The 21,528-nt window shown below is 53.3% G+C and carries 17 protein-coding genes; 10 read left to right on the top strand and 7 right to left on the bottom strand.

The features are described 5' to 3' along the window. Positions 1 to 90: 90 nt before the first annotated feature. From LIW51_RS27365 to LIW51_RS27355, 3 genes are all read left to right on the top strand, one after another. Positions 91 to 1,308, top strand: a complete 1,218-nt coding sequence (locus LIW51_RS27365; protein WP_227378597.1) for a YkvI family membrane protein — start codon at positions 91 to 93, stop codon at positions 1,306 to 1,308. A 61-nt stretch (positions 1,309 to 1,369) separates the two neighbouring features. Continuing rightward, entirely contained in the window at positions 1,370 to 2,098 is a 729-nt protein-coding gene (locus LIW51_RS27360) for a helix-turn-helix domain-containing protein (RefSeq protein WP_227378596.1), read from the top strand. A 154-nt stretch (positions 2,099 to 2,252) separates the two neighbouring features. Continuing rightward, positions 2,253 to 3,032, top strand: coding sequence for a DUF7847 domain-containing protein (locus LIW51_RS27355; protein WP_227378595.1), 780 nt, complete (start codon positions 2,253 to 2,255; stop codon positions 3,030 to 3,032). Between the two features lie 306 nt (positions 3,033 to 3,338). Here LIW51_RS27355 and LIW51_RS27350 read toward each other — a convergent pair whose 3' ends face one another. From LIW51_RS27350 to LIW51_RS27340, 3 genes are all read right to left on the bottom strand, one after another. After that, positions 3,339 to 4,556: an MFS transporter gene (locus LIW51_RS27350; protein ID WP_227378594.1), complete on the bottom strand. Its 1,218-nt coding sequence runs from the start codon at positions 4,554 to 4,556 to the stop codon at positions 3,339 to 3,341. A 354-nt stretch (positions 4,557 to 4,910) separates the two neighbouring features. After that, a complete protein-coding gene (locus LIW51_RS27345) occupies positions 4,911 to 5,930 on the bottom strand; it encodes an alcohol dehydrogenase catalytic domain-containing protein (protein ID WP_227378593.1) in 1,020 nt (339 codons plus the stop codon). Positions 5,931 to 6,262: 332 nt separating this feature from the next. Beyond that, entirely contained in the window at positions 6,263 to 7,420 is a 1,158-nt protein-coding gene (locus LIW51_RS27340) for a M24 family metallopeptidase (protein WP_227378592.1), read from the bottom strand. Between the two features lie 482 nt (positions 7,421 to 7,902). Between LIW51_RS27340 and LIW51_RS27335 the strand changes: the two genes are divergently transcribed. After that, complete coding sequence (locus tag LIW51_RS27335) at positions 7,903 to 10,329, top strand: alkaline phosphatase D family protein (protein WP_227378591.1); 2,427 nt, start codon at positions 7,903 to 7,905, stop codon at positions 10,327 to 10,329. Positions 10,330 to 10,403: 74 nt separating this feature from the next. Here LIW51_RS27335 and LIW51_RS27330 read toward each other — a convergent pair whose 3' ends face one another. Next, entirely contained in the window at positions 10,404 to 10,802 is a 399-nt protein-coding gene (locus LIW51_RS27330; protein WP_227378590.1) for a DUF6788 family protein, read from the bottom strand. 614 nt (positions 10,803 to 11,416) lie between these two features. On the opposite strand from LIW51_RS27330, the gene ddfA (LIW51_RS39510) reads away from it, so the two are divergent. Further along, positions 11,417 to 11,884, top strand: coding sequence for a DdfA family disk-determining factor (ddfA, locus tag LIW51_RS39510; protein WP_368411862.1), 468 nt, complete (start codon positions 11,417 to 11,419; stop codon positions 11,882 to 11,884). Between the two features lie 352 nt (positions 11,885 to 12,236). Here ddfA (LIW51_RS39510) and LIW51_RS27320 read toward each other — a convergent pair whose 3' ends face one another. Continuing rightward, positions 12,237 to 12,560, bottom strand: a complete 324-nt coding sequence (locus tag LIW51_RS27320; protein ID WP_227378588.1) for a DUF7344 domain-containing protein — start codon at positions 12,558 to 12,560, stop codon at positions 12,237 to 12,239. A gap of 617 nt (positions 12,561 to 13,177) precedes the next feature. Next, positions 13,178 to 16,810, bottom strand: coding sequence for a PAS domain S-box protein (locus LIW51_RS27315; protein WP_227378587.1), 3,633 nt, complete (start codon positions 16,808 to 16,810; stop codon positions 13,178 to 13,180). A gap of 346 nt (positions 16,811 to 17,156) precedes the next feature. On the opposite strand from LIW51_RS27315, the gene LIW51_RS39505 reads away from it, so the two are divergent. Both LIW51_RS39505 and LIW51_RS40115 read left to right on the top strand, forming a co-directional pair. Beyond that, on the top strand, positions 17,157 to 17,354 hold the full coding sequence (locus tag LIW51_RS39505) for a bacterio-opsin activator domain-containing protein (RefSeq protein ID WP_227378586.1): 198 nt from the start codon (positions 17,157 to 17,159) through the stop codon (positions 17,352 to 17,354). A 134-nt stretch (positions 17,355 to 17,488) separates the two neighbouring features. After that, on the top strand, positions 17,489 to 17,668 hold the full coding sequence (locus LIW51_RS40115; RefSeq protein ID WP_438267423.1) for a DUF7344 domain-containing protein: 180 nt from the start codon (positions 17,489 to 17,491) through the stop codon (positions 17,666 to 17,668). Positions 17,669 to 17,789: 121 nt separating this feature from the next. Here LIW51_RS40115 and ddfA (LIW51_RS27305) read toward each other — a convergent pair whose 3' ends face one another. After that, on the bottom strand, positions 17,790 to 18,104 hold the full coding sequence (gene ddfA, locus LIW51_RS27305) for a DdfA family disk-determining factor (protein WP_227378585.1): 315 nt from the start codon (positions 18,102 to 18,104) through the stop codon (positions 17,790 to 17,792). Between the two features lie 296 nt (positions 18,105 to 18,400). On the opposite strand from ddfA (LIW51_RS27305), the gene LIW51_RS27300 reads away from it, so the two are divergent. The 3 genes from LIW51_RS27300 (at position 18,401) to LIW51_RS27290 (ending at position 21,347) form a co-directional block, all read left to right on the top strand. Continuing rightward, on the top strand, positions 18,401 to 18,727 hold the full coding sequence (locus LIW51_RS27300) for a DUF7344 domain-containing protein (protein WP_227378584.1): 327 nt from the start codon (positions 18,401 to 18,403) through the stop codon (positions 18,725 to 18,727). A gap of 504 nt (positions 18,728 to 19,231) precedes the next feature. Next, positions 19,232 to 20,038, top strand: a complete 807-nt coding sequence (locus tag LIW51_RS27295; protein WP_227378583.1) for a winged helix-turn-helix transcriptional regulator — start codon at positions 19,232 to 19,234, stop codon at positions 20,036 to 20,038. 640 nt (positions 20,039 to 20,678) lie between these two features. Then, positions 20,679 to 21,347: a helix-turn-helix domain-containing protein gene (locus tag LIW51_RS27290; RefSeq protein ID WP_227378582.1), complete on the top strand. Its 669-nt coding sequence runs from the start codon at positions 20,679 to 20,681 to the stop codon at positions 21,345 to 21,347. Positions 21,348 to 21,528: the final 181 nt, after the last annotated feature.

Here is a 21,528-nt window from a genome sequence, read left to right as displayed (position 1 = left end):
GGCCTCATATTGGCGGTGAGCGGGTCAAAGAGCTACCACCTCTCATGAGAGGTGGTGATTATTATCTCTTCTACCGGTAGATGATACCATATGCCACGCCAGAGTGAATCAGCCGACGTCCGCGACCAGCGCACGATCAGCATCTTCGCCCGACTGTTGCAGGGTCGGTTCGGATCGATCGTCCTTCCGGCGATTATCCTCCAGTCGCTGCTCATCGGAGGCGGCTACGCCAGCGGCCGAGAGGTCGTTGCCTACGGTGCCAAGTTCGGTTCCGCCGGATTGCTCGCCATCGTGGCCATCTTCGTCGGATTTACCGTCATGTCGGTAGTCGTCTTCGACCTCTCCCGGACGTTCGGTACGTACGATTACAAGAGCTACATGCAGGCGATCATCTGGAAGGGCTGGCCGCTGTTCGACGTTCTGTTCGTGGTGATGGCGACCGTCGTTATTGCGGTGATGGCCTCAGCAGCGGGGTCGATCATGGAGCAGACGCTCGGCATTCCCTACATGCTCGGTATCGTCGCCATCATCGCCGTCGTCGGCGTGCTCACGTACTACGGGGCGAGCCTCATCGAGCGGTTCAAGACCGTCGGTACCGGCTTCCTCTACCTCGCATACGTCGTCTTTGGTGTCATCGTTCTCTCGGCTGTATGGGGCGACGTGACGAACGTGCTCGCAGCCGGAAACACGTCCTACGTCAACGATGCTAGCACGGGCGCGGTGCTCAAGTCGGGTGCGCTCTACGTCGGATACAACTTGGCGATCTACCCGGCGGTGTTCTTCGTGCTGCACCGACAGGAAACGCGAAAGGAGACGATCATCTCCGGCGTACTCGCCGGTGTTATGATGACACTGCCGTTCCTGATCACCTACCTCTGCTTGATGGGCTTCTACCCAAGCGAGTCGGTGATGGGCGCAGAGGTTCCGTGGCTCCCCATGTTGGGAAGCGTCGGCGGCCCCCTGCTGATCGGCTTTTACGGAATCGTCATCGGTTGGACGCTTATCGAGACGGCGGTCGGGGCGATCCACGCCATTATCCACCGCGTCGATACCGATTTCGCGGAGATCGACGCCGGGCGGTTCGCCGAGGTCGACGGCCTCACCCCGCTCCAGAGCGCCGCGATCGGCATCGGTATTCTCGTCACCGCGACCCTGCTCTCCCAGTTCGGGATCATCGCGCTCGTCGCGCAGGGGTACACCATCATGGCGTACTTCTTCATCGCCCTATTCGCGATCCCGACGCTCACGATCGGGCTCATCCGCCTGTTTGAACCGGACTGGAAGCGGGAATTCTGGAGCCGCGCGTAAGCGGCCAGCGACTTCAGTTTCGGACGAACCATTTTATCGGATCGGAACGTACTCGCACACCATGGCACAGCCGTCGACCGACATCGCGGAAGACGTGACATGTCTCCGGCTGGTTCTCGACATCTGGCACCCCGACTGCTGGACGCTCGAGGTGACCAAACGGACGGACGCCGGCCTGCTCGGCCACGGCGTCTACGAAGTCGACGGGCTCGCGATCGGTCGGTTCACGGCCTTCGGCGACACGACAGACGCGGTCGCCGACTTGATCACCGCCATCGACGCTTCCCCACTCACCGCCTCCGTGCAGGAGATCCCTGGTCGGCGTTCCTCTCCCTCAAAGAGGATCGGTGCCGATGTTGCCCCCGGCAACACCACTCGCGGTCTTCTGGTCACCTACGAGCCGGCTAACAGCATTGTGACGCCGCTGGTCTCCCGCGGGCTCATTCCGGATGCACCAGTACGCATCCGCAACGGCCGCGAGCGGTGGACGGTGCTGACGGACGACTGTCGCGACACGATTCGTAACTGGCTCGACGAAGTGCGGTCGGAGGCCAACGCCGAGGTCGACGTTGTCTGCATCACGACGCCCAACGCAGCCGCGACGCCGCTGTTCCCTGAGGACTCGCTTTCGGAGCGCCAACGGGAGGTCTTCGAGTACGCCCGCGAACGGGGCTACTACGAGCGCCCCCGAGGGATCTCCGCGGCCGATCTCGCAGCGGAGCTTGGCGTCGCGAAGGCGACGGTGCTCGAACACCTCCGGAAGGCGGAGTCGAAGTTGCTAGATCCTTAATACCCAAAATTAGGGAATTCTGATATCTAATACCATTAAGGTATTCGGCGTGCATCGGTAGGATAACTGAACACCATCTTTGTCTCGCGATTCTCGCCAGATGGGAACCACTCGCTACGTATATCATCTCACACGACTTTATAGATAGCTGATCATGCCGATAAATATCACAAGCATTCTCAAACAGGGCTACAGTCGAAGCATAAAGCGGAACGGATTGCTGCTCATGGGCATCGTCTTCGTTATCTCAGCGCTCAACGGAGTGTTGGGAATCAGTATCACCCGATGGATCGCTAGTCAGCGGTTTACTCCCGGTAGCGTCCAGGCGGAGCCAACATTGCTCATCCCGCCTCTCGTCGGCGGTCTCGTCTCGCTCGTGCTCGGCATTGCATTGCTCGTCGTAAGCATTGCAGCCATTCGCGTGTTCGTGAGCAGTGAAATCGAACGCCTCCCGCGAGAGTACTTCACCCGGAACATGGTCTGGGCCGCGATCAATCTCTTCGTCGGTGCCATCGTCTTCGGGCTCATCGTCGCCTTAGGCTTCGTTGCGTTGATCATCCCGGGAATCTTCCTGCTCGTGACGTTAGCGTTCTGGACGGTCTACGTGGCCGTCGAAGATCAGAACTTCATCACCGCGTTCCGCAGCAGTTGGGGACTGACGCGGGGCTACCGTCTCAACCTATTCGTGTTGGGCGTGGCAGTAGTGCTCCTCACGGTGCTTGTCAATCTCGTCTTCGGTCTCGGTGAGCTTGCGAGCGGAAGCCTCACTGGCAACATCATTGCACTGGTGTTCGTGCAAGCTGGCAGCGCCATCACGACGGTCTTCTCGACCGCTGTGCTCGCGACGGCCTACACCGAACTCAAATCCCAGGATGATGAGGAACGCGGTGAACTGACTAATGAAGACTCCCCCGCTGGCCGTCCCGCGGCCTAACACGGTTTCTTTTTCGAATAGTACTGTTTCTCATGACTTGTTGTGTTCTCGTTGGCTGAGAAGTGTTGAGTCATCGTCTTCGACACTCCTAGCACCGCCCTCTGCCGGTCTCATCTACGACATCTTCTCCAGCTACGCACCGGCGTTTGCAGGAGTGGGGTACTCAGCGTCTTCGGTGCAGTGACAGTCGGAGTTGCTAACCGTCTGACGTCCGAGTGACCTCATTTCCAGTCTAAGCTCAGTGCTAAGACACATTGAGTGGTTTAATCTACTTCTCAGGTGTCGAATAACATCCTGCATAGTTTCCTAGTTCTGCCCTCTCTCAGGCTGGGGGTTGAAACTTCTTGTCTTAGAGTACACACCACCGATGAGTATGCATCCAGCGACTAGTGGGATTACTGCACACGAAACATATACTGGCGTGAATCCGACTGTCTCAATGAGTGGGAGTGCCACCATTGGTCCGAGCCCTCCACCAATGTCGCCTAATACATTGTTTGTTCCCATTGCACGACCCATTCGTTTGTTCGGTGTAAGGTCGGCTAGTAGTGCCATTAGTGGCCCACTGGTTCCACCCTGACCAGCTCCAATGAAGATGCATGCGATGGCCAGTTCTAAGAGAGACCCAGCCATTGCTAAGAGTACGAAGCCAACGAATGAAAGAACGAGAAATATCAGCAATACAGGGACACGAGTACCGTACATATCACTGATTTTACCGCCACCAAGCATGAAGCCTGACGCAGCGAGTACCGTCACTGCCATTAACAGACCCGACATGCCCTGCGGCCCATAGCCCCAGATACCGAAATTATGGGCCTCTATGAACAAAACGAGCGTGGCGAAGAGAGCACCGAGATACGCGAAAAAGAGCCCGAAGTTCACAAGTCCAATCGTGACTGTTGGGATGCTCGTATCGACATCCAACGGGGAGACTGTACTGCGGTGTTCTGAGACGTGAGTCTCTGGAACCAGTAGATACGCGAGTACACCTGCAATAAGAGCGAAGACTGCTGCAAGAGCAAACGCGGTTGCAACAGTGTACATATCGCTTACAATCCCTCCCATAACGAGGCCAGCAGGGAACCCAAGTGTAATCCCACCACGGACGATTCCCATATTTGTCCCTCGTGATTGACTGTCGCTCACGTCGGCAGCGATGGTATATGCCGTCGCGAACACGAGTGCACTTCCGAGACCCCAAAATACACGCGCTCCAAGGAACCAGATTTCTGGGACGTCAGAGTTGAGCGCAACCACATAGCCGAGCGTTGCAAAACCTTCAACGAAGAGACCGACTACGAACGGAAGTCGAGTGCCGAACTGGTCAACAAGTGATCCAGCGGGCGCGTTCGCTACGATTCGGGCAAATCGATTTGCACTCAGAATAAGTCCGACAAGAAACGGCGAGATGTTGAGAATGGCCCCTAAGTTTGGAAGAACGGGGAAAATTACGCCACCGCCGAATCCGACAAAGAATGTACTTATGATAACGGCAAATACGACTGTCTGTGGACGCCTCACTGGGCAGCCAGGCCTCCAAATAGTGAACGACCAGATACCATCGACACTATCCCGTATTCATTATACCACTGGAGTTAGTACTGTCGTTCGAGTTTCGAGGTATGCAGATAATCGGACAATATCTGAGCACCAGTGTATTATCCGTCGCCAGTAATCGACTCGACTATCGAATGGGACGCTAATCACCATTAATCATTGGGGTTACCTATCGGCACCTCCGACACTGTCCTAGAAGAGTGCCATCGCTATGTCGTCACCGCCTAGTGGAGCATCGTGGATGACGTGATGAACACCCTGGGGTCACCAGAACCATAGCGCTTTTGTCGATCTGTCAACGACTGCAGACGATGTCCACTACTCAGCCGTGACAACCAATTTTCCAACGCTCTCGCGCTCGCTCATCGCAGTGAACGCTGCGCCAGTTTCTTCGAGGGGGTAGGTTGCGTCGGTTTCGGGCGAGAGGTCACCACTGGCGACTAGGTCCACCAACTTTTCCAGTTCATGCTGAGTCCCCATTGTGCTCCCTTCGACGCGCTTGTGTCCGAGAAATAGGTTGGGGATATCGATTTCGGACATACTGCCGGCGGTGCGTCCGCAAATTACCATCCGCCCGCCGCGACGCATGACGTCCAAGCCGACTGCGGTGTACGGTCCGCCGAGGTGGTTAATCACTGAATCGATCGTGCCGATTTCCTGGACAGCCTCGCGGATCGCGTCGGGATCTGTCTCTTCGATGGGGTGATCAAGACCTATCTTTTCGACCTGATCGAGTTTCGCCGCCGAGGCGGACGTTCCCACCGTCTGAGCACCCATCATGTCGGCGAGCTGGATGCTCGCAACGCCGACTCCACCCGTCACACCGGGGACGAAGACAAGATCGCCCGGACCGACCTCCGCACGGCGGAGCATATGATACGCTGTCATGTATGCTGTAGGGAGGGCGGCTGCGGTCGTCGTCTCGACCGAGTCGGGAAGGACGATGAGGCGGTCGGCCGCGACACGCGCGGACTCGGCAAGCCCTCCGTGGTACAGTGAGAACTGCTCACAGAGGTTCTCGGGGCCGTCGCGGCAGAACTGACAGTGCCCACAGGTCTCGTTCGGACACAGGACGACTCGGTCGCCGAGCCTGATATCGACCGCAACGTCATCGCCTACGGCCCGAACTACTCCAGCCACGTCAAGACCGCTCACGAATGGGAGATCGTCGGCGTCGACCATCGCGGAGTCCCCTTCGAGGATCCAAAGGTCGTGGCGGTTGATCGCACAAGCGTCGACGTCGACGACCGCTTCTCCCGGGCCGGGTTTTGGGTCAGGGCGTTCGATTACGCTCACACCGTCGGGTCCGGTCAATTCAGTGAATGCAGCAGCGTGCATTGGTAGACGATTCGTTGATAGAAGCGATAGTATTTGTGGAAGTAGCAGTGATATTGCCGACTGACCGCACGGCGAACGGAAACTGTTGAGGATTATTTGCGACTGCCTCTGAGGGAAGTGTATGACTGCGTTTGAATCGCCTTTCGACGAGGGTCAAGATCTGGCAAGCTCTGGGTACCGAATTACCGTCAATGAAGGGCGCGATTCATTTTTGCAGTCAGCATCGAAGACTTGGGTTGTGAGACGGCATGAATCATGTCCGTACCGTCCGCTCACTGAAGGAGATACAGTAAGGCGTCTCGTCCACTGGAGACTCAAGTCAAATATATCACTTATCTGGTAGATGGGGCAAGGCGACGTGAATAATCGGTCAGATTCTCATAACCGGACTGCGTAACCATAATAAGGTCTTCAATACGAACTCCTCCCTTCTCGGGGTCATAAACGCCAGGTTCAATCGTGATCACATGACCCTCTTTGAGTACTTCGTCCCTCGACAACGATGGTGCTTCATGGAGAGAAAGACCGACACCATGACCGGTTCCATGATACATCCCGATAGAGACATCGCCTACAGCGAAGCCATGGTCGTAAAGCACCGCACTCACAGCCTCGTGGACTGTCTTTGCTTCGATGCCTGCACCAGATTCGAGGGCAGAAAACGCAGCATCTTGCGCTTCACGGACGGCGTCGTAAGCTGCTCGAGTCCATGTATCGATCTCTCCGACAACGAATGTTCGAGTTAAATCAGCATAGAAGCCGCTTTTGCCACGAGGTGAGATATCTAATAAGATCGTTTCGTCTGCATGGATTTCGTCATCACCAGTAAAATGAAGATCACTACAGGAGGTCCCAGCACCGATAACAGTATTTCCAGCATCCTGAATACCATGATTTGCAAGAACGGCATTTACTTCTCGTCGAAGACGTTCGGTGGTCAACAATTCTCCTTCCCAATGAACTGCCCCTTCGTGAATTGATGCATCCGCTAAGACAGCTTCAGCACGAGCCATTCCATGTTGCGCCACAGTCTGAACGGACTCGATCTGGTTGCGTTCCCACGTTGTCTTCTGTGCCCGTCCAAAGTCGGAACTAGTGGTAATTACTTCGAAGTCATCTTCTAATGAGGAAACGGAGTGATAGGACACATGAGCTGGGACTAAAATCCGATTTGTGGTGGTGAACTCGTTGATTGTTTCAACTGCTCGCGCTACTGGCGGTGAGCTAACTTGTTGTCGATGGGTTCGAACGAGGTCGCCGATAAACTCGCGTCTTGCTTGCTCTCCAAAGAGGCGGGGAGCACATAACACGCTTCGACCGTTGGCATACACAAATGCATAATCCCGATCTGGCCCGGAAAAGTGCGTCAAATACCGTAGTAAATCATCAAACCGATCGCCAATATGGACGAACACATCGGCATCGTGCTCGCGTAGTTCCTGCTCGATAGCGTTCTGCAACGAAGTGTGTCGATCTACCATGTTCATCATCGAATGATATTCTCCTCAAGACCGCGTGAATAATCGGTGATCTGTTCGGCACCATCCTCGATACTGAGAATAGCGTTAGAGTGTCGATACTCCGTCTTATTAGGAATATATGTTCCAGGTTCGATCGAATATGCGTGGTCGGGCTGCATTACTTCATCACTCCTACGGTTAATCACAAAGAGTACCGCAAAATACGTTCCGCTAAGTATCTCATCGGATACGTGCACGGACGGTTTGTGGAGAAAGTGAGCGGTGACGGGATTCTCAGAGTGATCCGTAAATCCGAGTTTCCGGCTATGACCGCTCTCCGGTTGTAGACTCGGATATCATGGAACGGCAGTTTGTTTATCCCGGCTTGAGGAACTATATAAACGATGAACTCTTATCCTTTTAGGCTACAGTATTTCAAGTTCCATTATGTCTCGTCAAACCGAACTTAGAGTTGTGCTTTTAATAAATAGAACCAGTATATTTGCATACGAATGAAACCCGATCCGGATGGTTCCCAAGACATTCAATTTACACTATCCCGTCGTTCTCTCCTGAAGGCGGCTGCTGGAGGGGCGATGGTGCTCAGCGGCGGAATACTGGTTAGCGGTGGTGGACACGTCACATTGGATCCCTGGCTGAATGGAGATTTCACTCCAGTTTCTGACTCACAAAGCGTTGGAGATACTCACTGGCTAGGGCCACATTTCTGGGGCAATCGACTACAAGACTGGCGTTTAAAGAACGGTCGAATCGAGTGTTTAAACGGTGATAAGAATGCTGAAGTTCGGACAGTTGCGCTTCTGACGCGAGAAATTGGTAAAGGAAATAAAGCGGGTCATCTGCAAGTAAAGACAGGTATCGCTCAAGAAGAGCAAGGTAGTGGATTTTGTGGGTTTCTAATCGGCATTGGTGGTGGTGAGTTAGATCATCGAGCTGCGGCACTTGCACAACGAGGTTCCGGTCAAGGTGGGGGGACTCTTTGTACCTTCGAGACGGATGGTCGTACTCGGTTTCGCGAGCATACGAATGAACGTGCCCCGCTTCAGTTCGCTGAACTCCCTGCTCAGACCGATCCAAGGGCGCCTGCTCCTACAGAGCCAACGACCGATGACGAGATTATTCTCTCGCTGGATATTCTCCCTCGAAAAACAGGACGATTCGATCTTGAACTCACTGCACATGATGCAGACAGCAAGGAACTCATTGCGGGAGCGATTCGGCGTAATGTACCCGAAGCTGAACTCAAAGGTGGAATTGCGCTCGTTTCGTCACCACCGTCTCAGACGGCAGGCACTCGATGGTGGTTCGAGGATCTTCACACAGGCGGTGAGAAGATCGAGGTTCATCCAGAACGTGCGCTCAAACCCATTTTGGGGACACTCTACTCGATCGATGACGACGTGCTGAAACTTACGGCGCAACTCATGCCAATAGGCACTGAGGCACCACAGACCGTTCGTTTTGAGTATCGACCCGCGAATAGCGATACCTCCTGGCGAATGGGACAAGAACAGACTCTCGATTCGGGATATACGGCTCTTTTCCGAGTTGAAAAGTGGGATACAACACAAGAGTGGGAATATCGGGTGGTCTATGACGATTACAATGGCCGCTCATGGACGTACTCTGGACGAGTTCCAAAAGAGCCGGACGAGACAAGTGAAGTAACGATTGGCTTGTTCAGTTGTGTACTTCCCAGTGCTCGCCGTCTTGAAGCTGGAACTCGCCTTCGCGGTCATCCCCGCTCGTCGGCACTTGGCAGATATACAACCGAGAATATCTATTTCCCCCACCAAGAACTCATACAAAATTCAGCGCAACATGATCCTGATCTCTTGGTGTTCGCTGGTGATCAAGTGTATGGGCAAAGCCCGACCCGAGTAGAAGACCGAACGGATCCCGAATTAGATTTTTTATATAAATGGTACCTTTGGCTCTGGGCATTCCGCGATCTCACTCGCAATATTCCGGCCGTGGTGCTGGTTGATGATCACGATATCTATCAATGGAATGTGTGGGGGAATGGCGGAGAGGACTCTCTCCTACGAGGCGTTGATGGCGGTGGCTATCTCGGAAGCACAGAATTCATTAATCGGATCCAACGCATCCAATGTGGACATAATCCCGATGCGTATGATCCAACTCCACTCTCAAACGGAATTCACGTGTATTACAGCGCCTTTCAATATGGTAACATAGATTTCGCTCTCATTGAAGATCGAAAATTCAAATCCCCGCCACCGTCGGTTCTTCCCGTCGGTGCCCAAGGAACAGAACTGCTTGGCGAACGTCAAGAAAAATTCTTGACTGAGTGGGCGCAGACGACAGACTCTCCGACTATTTGTCTAACACAGACCTGCTTTGCATGTGCGCAAACGAACCCTAACGGACAACCACTATGGGAATATGACACCAATGGCTATCCGAAGGTCGGTCGTGATCGAGCAATCGAATTATTGCGTAGAGCAGGTGCGCTTGTTCTCTCCGGTGACCAACACGTTGCGACACTTATTCGGCATGGGATCGACAGCTATACTGACGGAGTCGTCCAGTTTTCTGGACCGGCTGGTGGGACGACTTTCCAACGGTGGTTCGAACCGGATGATCCCCTCCCAAATGGAACTGGCTACCCACATACGGGGGATTTCACGGATGCCTTCGGAAACGACCTTCGGATGTTGGCCGTCGCGAACCCAAAAATATCGTTTCAAGCCTATCGAAACGGACAAGCTCAAGGGCAGTACATTGGTGATCGCCAATTAAAACGTGAAGGCTACGGAATCGTTCGCGTCGATCATGAGACAGAGGAGTATCTTTTGGAGTGTTGGCCATGGGATGTCGATCCAACACAACCAAACGCGATGCAATATCTTGGTTGGCCGTATCGACTTACGTTCGATGCAACAGGTAAAGAATGAACTACCAAGCCCTGCACGGCCTAACGGCCTCACTATTGACGACGGACCATCGGACGAACCCAGCCTCATCTACTCTATCGCTTCGGTGTTACAGGTGCGACATACTGTGATTTCACTTGCTCACCCTCCCGCCACTGGAAATAGTAGTATTGGTTATCGTTAATTGTCTTCGTCGTCAGTGTCGCCCGCGCGGGGACACCCTTCTCGACGATTTCGTCCCAATCGGCCACCTCCTCCGAGATCTCATTCTCCCTGACCTTGATGAGAAGTTCGTCGGCAATGTTGGCGACATCGGCGGAGTTGTCGGTTGTGTCGCCTGCCTTGGGTCGATCGAGGCCTGTCTGTGCCGCTTGATACAATCGGAGTTCTGTGGCGTACTCCTGAACGTCCTTCAGCGTCTCCGAATCCTGTTTTTGTAGGCCTTCAGCAAGGTACTTTGGGAGCGAAGCGGGTGGCGTGGGGATCGTCGGCATCACCGGTCACTCTCTTAACCAAAAGTATGCTAAGAGAGACGATAGCAATGTTGGTTACTATTCTGTATCAGTATCTCATTTATGTCGCAGAAAATGGCGTAACTGTGTTACTGTCGTCCCACTTCCCGGTGGGGTTGGCAGGCTACTCGGATTTTGTGGCGGGCCATCACCGTCGTCTACTCCGTTCCCTTGCTCGATGTCTTCGGCCGTATTCTCGATGATGACGATCCCCGTATAGGGCATTGAATCCGACATTGCGACCGTATATCGACTCTGGCAGCTCCCACCCACAGTACAAATTAGGGATCAGAGGGGTGAACCACGCCAGTATCTTCGATTGCAGACCGATGAGTAAAACGCAATGCGCTACCTATTCGATACAATAATCGGCAGCATTCACTCCCGCTTGTTTTACTAAGCGGAAGTGGAGAGCCTCCGATACCCTCTTTCCAATCTGTGTGCGAATACTACTCACCGTCGAGATCCTGGGAGTTCAGCCGTATTGTGGGCTGACGAAATCGGCGGACGAAGACTGGGTTCACTGCCTCACTTTTATCGTAGAGATACACTGTGCTGGCTCTTTTCAGGATACAATTGTCGAATGAAGCGCATGAATGATACGTGGTTCCGTCTGGGTGAAAGAGCGGTCGTGGTGGAGGCAGATTCTGTGGGGGGTAAAGCAACAATTCAGCTCGGATATCCATGGGTTATTTGAGTCTGATTCTAATAGAGTGGATCGTACGGAACAGTGGCTGAATCCATCATCGACCGGGTTTGGTCCTACTATTCGGAGAAGGAATCATAACATGCATTCAACTGACACCGATACGGGATCACCTACTAATGCGCCTCGTTCACTCAGTGAGAGAGTCATCACCGCGATTGTAGACGCAAAAGGACAGTCGCCAAATGACCTTGAGCCATTGTACAATGCGATTGATCCGGAGGCACTTGATGCACTATTTGCGCCCCAGGCAGATGGGACGACGCGAGCACGCGGCTCAGTTTCGTTTCAGTATGCGGGATACTGGATCACCGTCTCAAGTGAGAATGCCGTTGAGTTCAAGGCCGATGATCCGTAGGCACACTCCCAACCTGCATTAATTGGTCGCTCTTGCTGGAGTTCACACGCAGCGATAGCACTCCGGGAGGGGTTCGTGAGAGTTAGTGGGAATGTTACCCAGCGCCTTCGACGTGTGAATAGTAGTGTCTGCTTTCTAGCAGACGAAGTCTAGTTAACCTGCGGGCAAATATATACCATGTTTCCCCTGCTTTTCGTCCAATACCACCATTGCCAGTTTCGGTAATTCCATGCCTTTATAGTTGTCAGTCACTTCCTCGTTGCCAATTTTTCACGCTCTTTTTATATCTGATTTTTTCGTGAGAGCCGACCGTCACTGCGGAGTTTGCTTTGAATTGCTCGGATGTGCAAACTTAAGGTATGGGTTTGATCATTTGTCCAGCGTCCGTTACCTCAGCCATTTTCCGTTCAGGATCGTAGTCGATCATTCCGGCGTCATGCAGCAACGGCAGGTGGACATGGTGAAGCCTCACGGCCATTGACGTTCTAAGTTTGTCCGGTCGACTCTCGTCAACTGGACAAACCTCTCTCACGATATGGTCGATAAGCGCCTCGACTGAAACAGGGCCGTTTTCCCGGAGCAGACTCGTGAGGACAACCTGACGATGCTCGTTGGAGAGTACTGAAAATACCGTATCTATCGGGATACCGTTCGGCCTCTGGGGTTTCTCACTCATCGTGTCCACACGTACTGAGTCGATGAGCAAAGCCTGGATGCCTAAAGTATTTTCACTCATCGATTCGTCAGAGTGGACGAATTCTACAGATGTCGAATCGAGCGATTCAGATGGATGATCCTCGAAAATCGTCCGAATTGGGTCTTACTGTCCGACGTCACGAAAAGCAGTGAAATAACGTAGAGGAAAATTAATCGTGATTGTATCGACGCAAAACCTACATACATTGGATTCGGATCGCCAGGTATTGTCGTGGGTTTAGATGATTACTGTCGAGTGAGATCCTCAGAACGAACTCGGTTGAAAAGATCGGATAACGCGTTCTAGAGGTGCTTCTTCCGACGGTGAGCACGACGATACTACCTGAAACACTGGTGAGAATTGCCAGCGAACTAGATAGGTCGTTCGGTTTGAAGCCCATAGAATTTGGTCCGTCGAGTAACCACCTAGCTATCCGATCAGTGCTGGCCGCCCGACCCAAATTTGTTAGATACTGATCTGTGGTTCAACACTTTCAAGTGCTCGATGAGTGATGGTCGACTCTTACTTTGGAGTACGCAGGTGAGCTGTCGATGGCAAAAGGATGTGAACCAAAACAGAGGGATGCTTCGTAGTGGTTACGCGTTATCTGCATCATCGACAAGGATTTCGACAAGCTTCCGGACACCTGTGCGGGCGTGCTGGTGGAATGTGGCCGGTGCAATTCCGAGTGATTCTGCCATGTCCTCACCCGAACTGTCACGCGGCCATTCGAAGAACCCAGCATAGTATGCAGTCTCGAGAGTTGCACTCTGGCGTTCCGTGAGTGCCTCTTCGAGCGTCATCTGGAACTCTTGATTTGTTTGGACTGATAGCTCGCGCTCATGCTTACTGACAAGTTCAGAGTGAGTAAACATCGACTGAACCGCTTCGACGGCAACTCTGACATCGCCTCGTTGGGACATAGCCGCTCTGACTGTCCCCTTTCCATCGGCGAACATGGCTGAATGGACGGTTGCACCGTACTCGGCAAGGATTGTGGCTGGTGATGCCCCGGCGACAAGGAACTCGATCAGAGCCGTCTCCTCATGGTCAGTAACGAGCCGCGCACGCGTGATCGAGTCGTCAGCTTCGGCACGTTCGAGCACCGATCCTGGCGATGCATCGGTTACAGTGAAGTACTGGAGGTACGAACCATCGGATTGCGATACGATGCCCTCCATTTCGAACGCGGCGCCGGTCTCGGCCGACACGGTCACGAAGAACAAGTCCTGGTCTGAAATTTCGAATTCTAGTTCCATGACCGTGTCAGTGAGAAGTGCCTTCTTCCGCTCGACCGCGTTGATCGCCAACCCAATGGTTTTCCCCAGTTCGTGGAGGACGGCTTGTTCTCGAACACTGAACGCGTTTGCCCGTGAGGAATAGGCAACGAGTACGTCGTAGACTGTGTCTTTATACACGAGCGGGATCACCGCGGCGAATGGCTGACCACTCATGAACCTACTCTGATTAGAGGGATTATCGATGGCGATCTCTGCTGGAAGGTTATCGAAACTTCGGATAATCTGAACATCACCAGATTTGACCGTTATCGCGATCGGAGTTACTTCTCCGGTGGCAAACGACGTGTCGAGGATCTCACTACCGATTCCAGTTCCGGTCTTCGGTTCGACCTTGTGTATACCACTATCGACCTCGCCAATCCATGCGGCATGGTACAAGTTCGAATTGGTCAGCGTTTTACACACCTGGGTTGCGATCTCTCCACGGGTCGTCGCCTGTACTAAGCCCTGATTCACCTGACGAATGACCGTATTGATCTGGTTGAGCGTCTCGAGTTCGTCACGCTGCCGGCCGAGTTCCAGTTGCTGCTCTTTCACTTCCGTAATATCGTCGATGACGCCGACGAACCGATAGACGTCGCCATCGTCGTTTTGTAGCGGAAACGCGAAGCTGTGGACCCACCGAGTCGAGCCATCGGGGCGGATGATACGGTATTTCTCTTGAAATCGAAGTGCCCCAGTTTCGTTTCCTGACGCCTGCGGTGCCTTTTTCATTGCATCTCCGACTCGTTGCTGGTCTTGTGGATGGACGGCGTCGAGGTGGTTCAACAGACTATCGTATACTGAATCCCGTGACCGACCTGTAATGGCCTCGTACGCGGGATTGATGTACAGTATTTCGCTCATGCCGGCGTCGGCCATCCAGATGGCACTGTTGATGTTTTCGGCGATCTGGCGGAGTCGAGCTTCGCTTTCGCGCATTCGCCGCTCCCGTTCCTTGCGGTCGGAGATGTCCGTCGCGATGACAACTGCTTTTTCGACGGCTCCCGTCGGACTCTCGATTGGCGCGATACTGATGGCCACCCAGACGCGATCACCATCCGGACGTTCGAGAGTGAATTCGGAGTTGAGTACCTGCTCTCCATCGTCGAACACACGATGCAGTAAGTCTTCAGGCGGAATCCGTTGCCCTCCGGCACTGTAGAACTTCCGCTGGGAGACATCGAGTGTCTGGTTGGTGATTTCCTCAATGGTCAAACCCAGGAGATCCTCGGCCTGGTCGTTGACCCGCGAGATGTCCCCCTCAGGATTGATCACTCCAATACCAACGGGACTGGTCTCGAGGATGTGTTCGATGACGTCTCGTTCTTCCCGAAGAGTTTCCTCGCGCTCTTTGCGGTCGGTGACATCTTTTCCGATGATGACTGCTTTTTTAATATATCCAGCTTGGCTTTCGATGGGTGCGATGCTGATCGAAAGCCACACACGGTTGCCATCGGGCTGGCCGAGTTCGAACTCCGTGTCGAGGACGCGGTCACCGTCGTCGAACACCCGCTCTAGCAGGCCTTCGGGGGAGAGTTGTTGGCCCGCTGAATCGTATAATCTGCGCTGAGAGACGTCGAAGGTCTGGTTCGTCAATTCGTAGTCTGTGAGGCCGAATAATTCCTCCGCACGGTCGTTGACCCGCGAGATGTCCCCCTCAGGATTGATCACTCCAATACCAACGGGACTGGTCTCGAGGACGTGCTCGATGACATCCCGCTCTTCTCGGAGTGTCTCCTCACGTTCCTTGCGATCGGTAATGTCCGTCGCAATGATGACCGCTTTCTCGACCATTCCGTTGCCGTCCGTCATCGGTGCGATACTGATGGCGGCCCAGACGCGGTCACCATTAGGGCGCTCGAGGGTGAACTCGGAGTTGAGTACCTGCTCTCCATCGTCGAACACACGATGCAGTAAATCTTCGGGCGGAACCGGCTGGCCCTCTGAATTGTACAGTTTACGCTGAGAGACGTCGAACGTCTGATTGCTAATCTCCTCCATGGTGAGATCTAAGAGCTCTTCGGCGCGGTCGTTCACCCGGGAGATATCCCCCTCGGGGGAGATCACCCCGATCCCAACGGGACTAGTCTCGAGGACGTGCTCGATCAGCCCACGCTCTTGCCGAAGCTCTTCGACCCGTTCCTTTCGCTTAGAAACGTCACGAGCGATACTGACCATTCCTTGCGTTTTGCCATTAGATTCGAGACGAGCCATTTGAACTTCGCAGGGTATCGTCTCACCCTCGGCGGTATAGAATTCAAACTCACCTGTCTCGACCCATTTTTCCTCAGTCGTAAGCAATTCCGTGACTACGTTTGTGTCCTGGGCGACTATCTCCTCGTCGAGGAGCATCGATATGTGCTCGCCTAACAGCTCGTTGCGCGAGTACCCGGTTAGCTTGACAACGGAATCGCTGACCATCACGAAATTCCCATCGCAATCTAACTGATAGACTGCATCACCAGCTAGCTCAGCGATTATCTCGTAGTGGTCACTCGACCGTTCAGCCTCCTCATGGTGTGCCCGGTTATGAACGAATCCCGCAAGCAATCGGTGACCGTCCAGCGTGAGTTTGTGTACGTTGAGGACGATCTGAACCTCGTAGCCGTCTGCATGCTGCGCTCGTAGGTTGAGTCGGTCGGTGGTATCTTCGCTCGAACGGTCATCGGCAGACGGTATTCTCGGTTGGTGATCATCAATGATGATCGCCTTGAGTGGTTCTCCTACAAGTTCGTTCGGTGAATACCCGAGAATATTCGTGACTGCCGCGTTGGCAAACACGATAATCCCATCCTCATCGATGGCGATTGCACCGTCGGGTACGAGCCCAATGAATTGCTGAAAAAACGATGTGTTACTCAATTCCTTGGGGAGGGTCGTGTGAGTGTTGCTCTTCGATCTCTCCTCACCAGAGTGTCTGTCAGCTTGGTCTCGATTCTCCGTCATAGATTATCAGCCATATGCACCGGAACTCGATATAGCGAACGGCCGTATAATTACTCCACAACTCAAAATCTGATTGATCTAAAATAGCACTGATGGGATGGAAGCCTGCGAAGTCCCCAGAGTATGGAGTACGAATAGAATGGCAAAGGCAGACAAGTCGGCACAGCAAGTGCGTAGCACTGATTGGCCCATATGCCAAGGAAGCACCTTCATAAGGCCAAGCCCGACTGCCTTCTGGGCAGTCGGACGCCGACCTCGAATAGGTATGGTTCCCTCTATGCATTTCCATCTGAGAGGGAACCATGCACTACCTCGGAATAGATGTCCATAAACATGACTCGTACTTGTGTTTGAGAGCGAGACGACTGCTTCAAAACGGTTGATCGAACATGGCAGTGCTATCAAAACGGGAACCGCCATGAACGGAAGAGAAATGCCCACTGTCGAAGTCCCGATTGCAACCGAAATTCGCTCATTAGTTGAGGCTGTCCAAGCTGTGTATCCGAAGCGATACTCGCTGCCAAGCGAGAGCATGAGTGCGTAGTTGACTCGCCAACCAGTTTGCAACCGAATTTCGGTTGCAACAGAATGACACCTACAAGCGTCACAACACAGACACCCTCCTGAGACGGTCGGCGACTGCTCGCCAATCCTCAACGCCACACTGTCCTATCTCACTTGCAGACCGTAGACAGTACCACCATTCTGCTGGCCGAATTGGCTGCGGTTCTGCAGACTCGCGTGGCTGAGGTGGAGTCAGTGAAGCAGGCACAGATCACACTCAGGCATCAGCATCTCCCAAAACTCGCTGACCACGGCATCATCGAGTACGACCAATGGAGTGAGACCGTGCGCTAGCAGGGTGGCAGACGAGTTAAAGCGCTGCTTGAGGTTGCCGCCATCGACGAAGAGTCAGATGACGCCAGCTGTACCACGTCTAGGAGTGGATGTCTGACCGACTAGTGACGAGTTCGTGGTGTTACCCACTAGCTGCGCCGAGCGGGCTCACAGTCACGTCGCCTGTACTGTAAGCCACGACCTCGTACCCGGCATATACAAACTGAATCTGGCCGTCTGATCGTATGTTCCCCTCATAGGTCGGTGCGAAGAGACGATCCACCGCATCGGGATCAACGACTTCATAGAGGGGGGCGAGCTCATAACGCGAACATTCGGCTGCGTCGGCGACTGCCGCCACAATCCGCTCAGTGAGCGGCGTAGAGGGATACGTCAGTGGATGGTCTGAGGAGTCTTGGCTATCAGCTATTGCTCGTGAGGTGTTGTGTGTCGTCATGGTAGTTTTTGGTGTGTAGCCTGGAATGAGGGAGCCACATTGTGGATGCAAGTTGTGCTATCTTATAGCAGAGTGAGCAATCGTGATAACTACTTCGGACAATCATTCTATATATACGGCCATAAAATCAGATGAGAACGAAATATGTGGTGTTTTTAGAATCTGGTGAAAGCCACTAAGAGGACATCACCACGATAAATTTTTACCAGTGTGATCATCGGCATCACAGCACAACGTGATCATCGACCGGTAGTGGTCGCTGCGCGCTCCCCATGCCACACTGAAGGAGTCAGAGAATGCCAGACCAAAAGCATACGACGCACGATATCCCGGTCGACGCCTTGTTGAACGTACTCGCAGACCCCTATCGCCGCAGAGTGCTCTCATATCTCCGAACGAGGGACACGAATGCTGTCACACTTGATGAACTGGTCGAGCATGTTCAGAAGCACGTGGATGTCGTCACATCGTTCCACCACGCACGGATTGTACTAGTGCATCAGCATCTTCCGATGCTCGCCGACCACCGCCTCAACGAGTACGACCGGCAAAGTCAGACAGTTCGATACTGGGAGAGCACCATGAGCGATGCCGTATTCGAGTTAAACACCCTAGTTGGGTGAGACAGGTAGGAGTACGATCTCGTTGTCGTGGAACGCCTCCGAAAACCCGGCTCGGAGCGACTCAATGCGACAAGTCGCCACGAATTGATCCCTGTATGGTAGTATAACAAATTCAGTAATGTTGACCACAGTGAGACGTTCGCTCAGTGGACGGATCTGCTCGATACATCATAGTACTCTGAGTGAGTAGCTGCGTCGAAGTGATGGCCAGTGGGTAAGGGCTGGTAGCCGCGCTGCCTGGTCTCGCTGTTCGAAGACAGTGTTTAACCCTAAAGAATTTGGGTATGGCGGCTGGAGGTGAGTAATTCGCGTTGAGGAGAGCGATGGCAATGGCAAAGAATCGCTCTTCGTATTAAAAGTAAATCGTACTCGTCTGGTGGCAAGCTAATTTATTAGGGAAGACATCTATTTGGGTTGGGTGTCTGCTACACCTACCACGCCAAAATGGAGTCCACTTCGAACAGACGGTGAGCACGAGAGTGGTTGCCCAAAGGAAGACAAATAATGAGAAAGCAAACCTCTATCGGGTTGTGTGTGCTCTTTGCGTTTTGTATTCTGAGCGTCGGGCCACTTGCATTCCTGACAGCCACACCTGTCCATAGTATATCGCGCGATCGTCATCAGGTATACAACAGTGTTGCGACAGATGAGAGTTCCGATGATCCGGTTACGTCATCTGGCTATGACTGGTATCTCTTCAAAAAGATGATCCAGATTATCAAAGAAAGTGGCTATGATGAGATCGGGCTGGCATCTGTGAGTACCACGGTTATCGCCAGTTATAGTCGATATGATGAGTCTGACCCTCTTGAAAACCAAGTTCGAATTGAGATCCACGATGCGATCAAACAGTTGCCGGGGGCATCGATCTCAGAAATTAGCGACCACACTGGAATCCACCGGTCAACCGTCCGCTATCATGTTCGAATCCTCGAAGAAGAGCAATTGACGACGAGTAAATCCCATCGTGGAAAGCATCGACTCTATCCGGTCGATCTGCCTCACGACAAGTCTCACCACAATCTCTATGCAGCCCTCAATGAAGATGTACCAGCAACAATCTTGAACGCCGTTGTACAGCATGGATCGCTCACAGTAACTGGCTTGTCGGAGATGATTGACCGGACGCCAGGCACGGTTTCGTACCACCTTGACCGACTTGAAGACGATGAGCTCGTCGTCCGGAACCGCGATGGAAACAGTGTGAGAATCTCGACGCCAGATGAAATTCGAGAACTAGTAATAGAGCAATCGAGTATGACTGACGACGGAGAAATCTCCCCTTCAGTGGGTATTGCCAGTCTCGATTAAATCCAACTTTTGAAAGATTCCAGCAAACGCAAAAAACTAACCCCAACCGTGCTCACTGCTACCTAGCCCATAAGCGGGAGTAGACTACCCCCGTACCCCCAAATCGATCTGTGCGCAGTTCGTGGTGCATATGTAGCAATACCGTCGGGGGACACCGCTTCATCAACATCTCCCCTACACGGGCATCTTTGTCGTCCAAGGCTCTCACAGCCTCACTCACTTTCCAGAAACTGATAACCACGCAGACAGTTGTCAGTAGCTATATCCGACCCGCCTTCCTCTACTCCCTGAACGGAACGATGCGTTTACACTAAGTGTCCGAGTCGCGCCCCCATGATGAAGGGGCCGATGGAATCTGTGTCGTGAAAGAACATCACATGGGATCCCCATTCGCGTGGCCGCCATGCGGGTCACTTCACAGAAAACCATACGTTCCACACCACCAGCCACGCACTATGATATCTACACATCCGACTCGTACACCAGTCACGGTACTTGGCGTCCGAGCTATAACCAGTACTCTACGTCCATTCGTTGTTCCGACCAGCACGCAACTGGATCAAGTCGCAGGGAACGATGCCTCTCGGAGAGCCAACGAAAGCAGGCATGCCTGTTCGGCCGAGTCAGAGAGAGCTGACTGATGCCTGATGGAACAGTTGCGGAGCTGGCGATTCCGGCCGACGAGTTCGCGCTCAGACAGACATTGACCACGATCGATGGGCTGACCGTCGAAGACGAACGCATCGCCGCTCACAACGGCGATTCCATTATGCCATACGTATGGCTCCGAAACAAGAATCAGGACATGACCGAAGCGGCGCTCGCTGACGATCCCACCGTCGAGCAGGTCGAATTGCTCGCGGATCTCAAGTCTGAGTGGCTCTACAAGATGGAGTGGGTCGACCAGATCGAGACACTTATCCAGATTCTCGTTGAGGAAGACGGCACAATTTTGGCTGCGACAGGGAATGAAGACTGGTGGATGCTCCGCATCCTGTTTCCAGATCGCGAAGCGCTCTCACAAACCTACGAATATTGTCAAGAACAAGATCTTTCGCTCGACGTTCGACAGATCCACCAGTTGGAAGACGGTCGGCAAGACCGCTTTGGCCTCACTGACGAACAACAAGAAATACTCGTACTCGCTGCCGAACACGGCTACTATGAGGTGCCGCGCGAAGTGAGTGCTGAAGAGCTCGCCGATGACGTTGGAATTTCCCATCAGGCAGTGTCTGAACGCTTGCGGCGGGGACATGACAAACTCGTGACTAATGTGCTTCTGACCCACCTAAAGGCTGATCACCAATGAAAAGGCCAGCTTGTGGAGTGAAGTTGCGACGAGATTTCAACGGCGGTCAGGCGTATTTGTACTCACCGTCTTAATTGTATTAGTGGGAATCCGTTCCACATCCTACAGCCGACCGGTCACGCGCCACCCTATTAGCTACCTGTCGACCCAGCGTCGGAGTTGCCTGTGGATGCCCGTTGAT

Source organism: Haladaptatus halobius, assembly GCF_020618475.1.
Taxonomy (GTDB): Archaea; Halobacteriota; Halobacteria; order Halobacteriales; family Haladaptataceae; genus Haladaptatus; species Haladaptatus halobius.
Note: the sequence above shows the minus strand (reverse complement) of the source record. Positions and strands in the feature narration are given on the sequence as shown.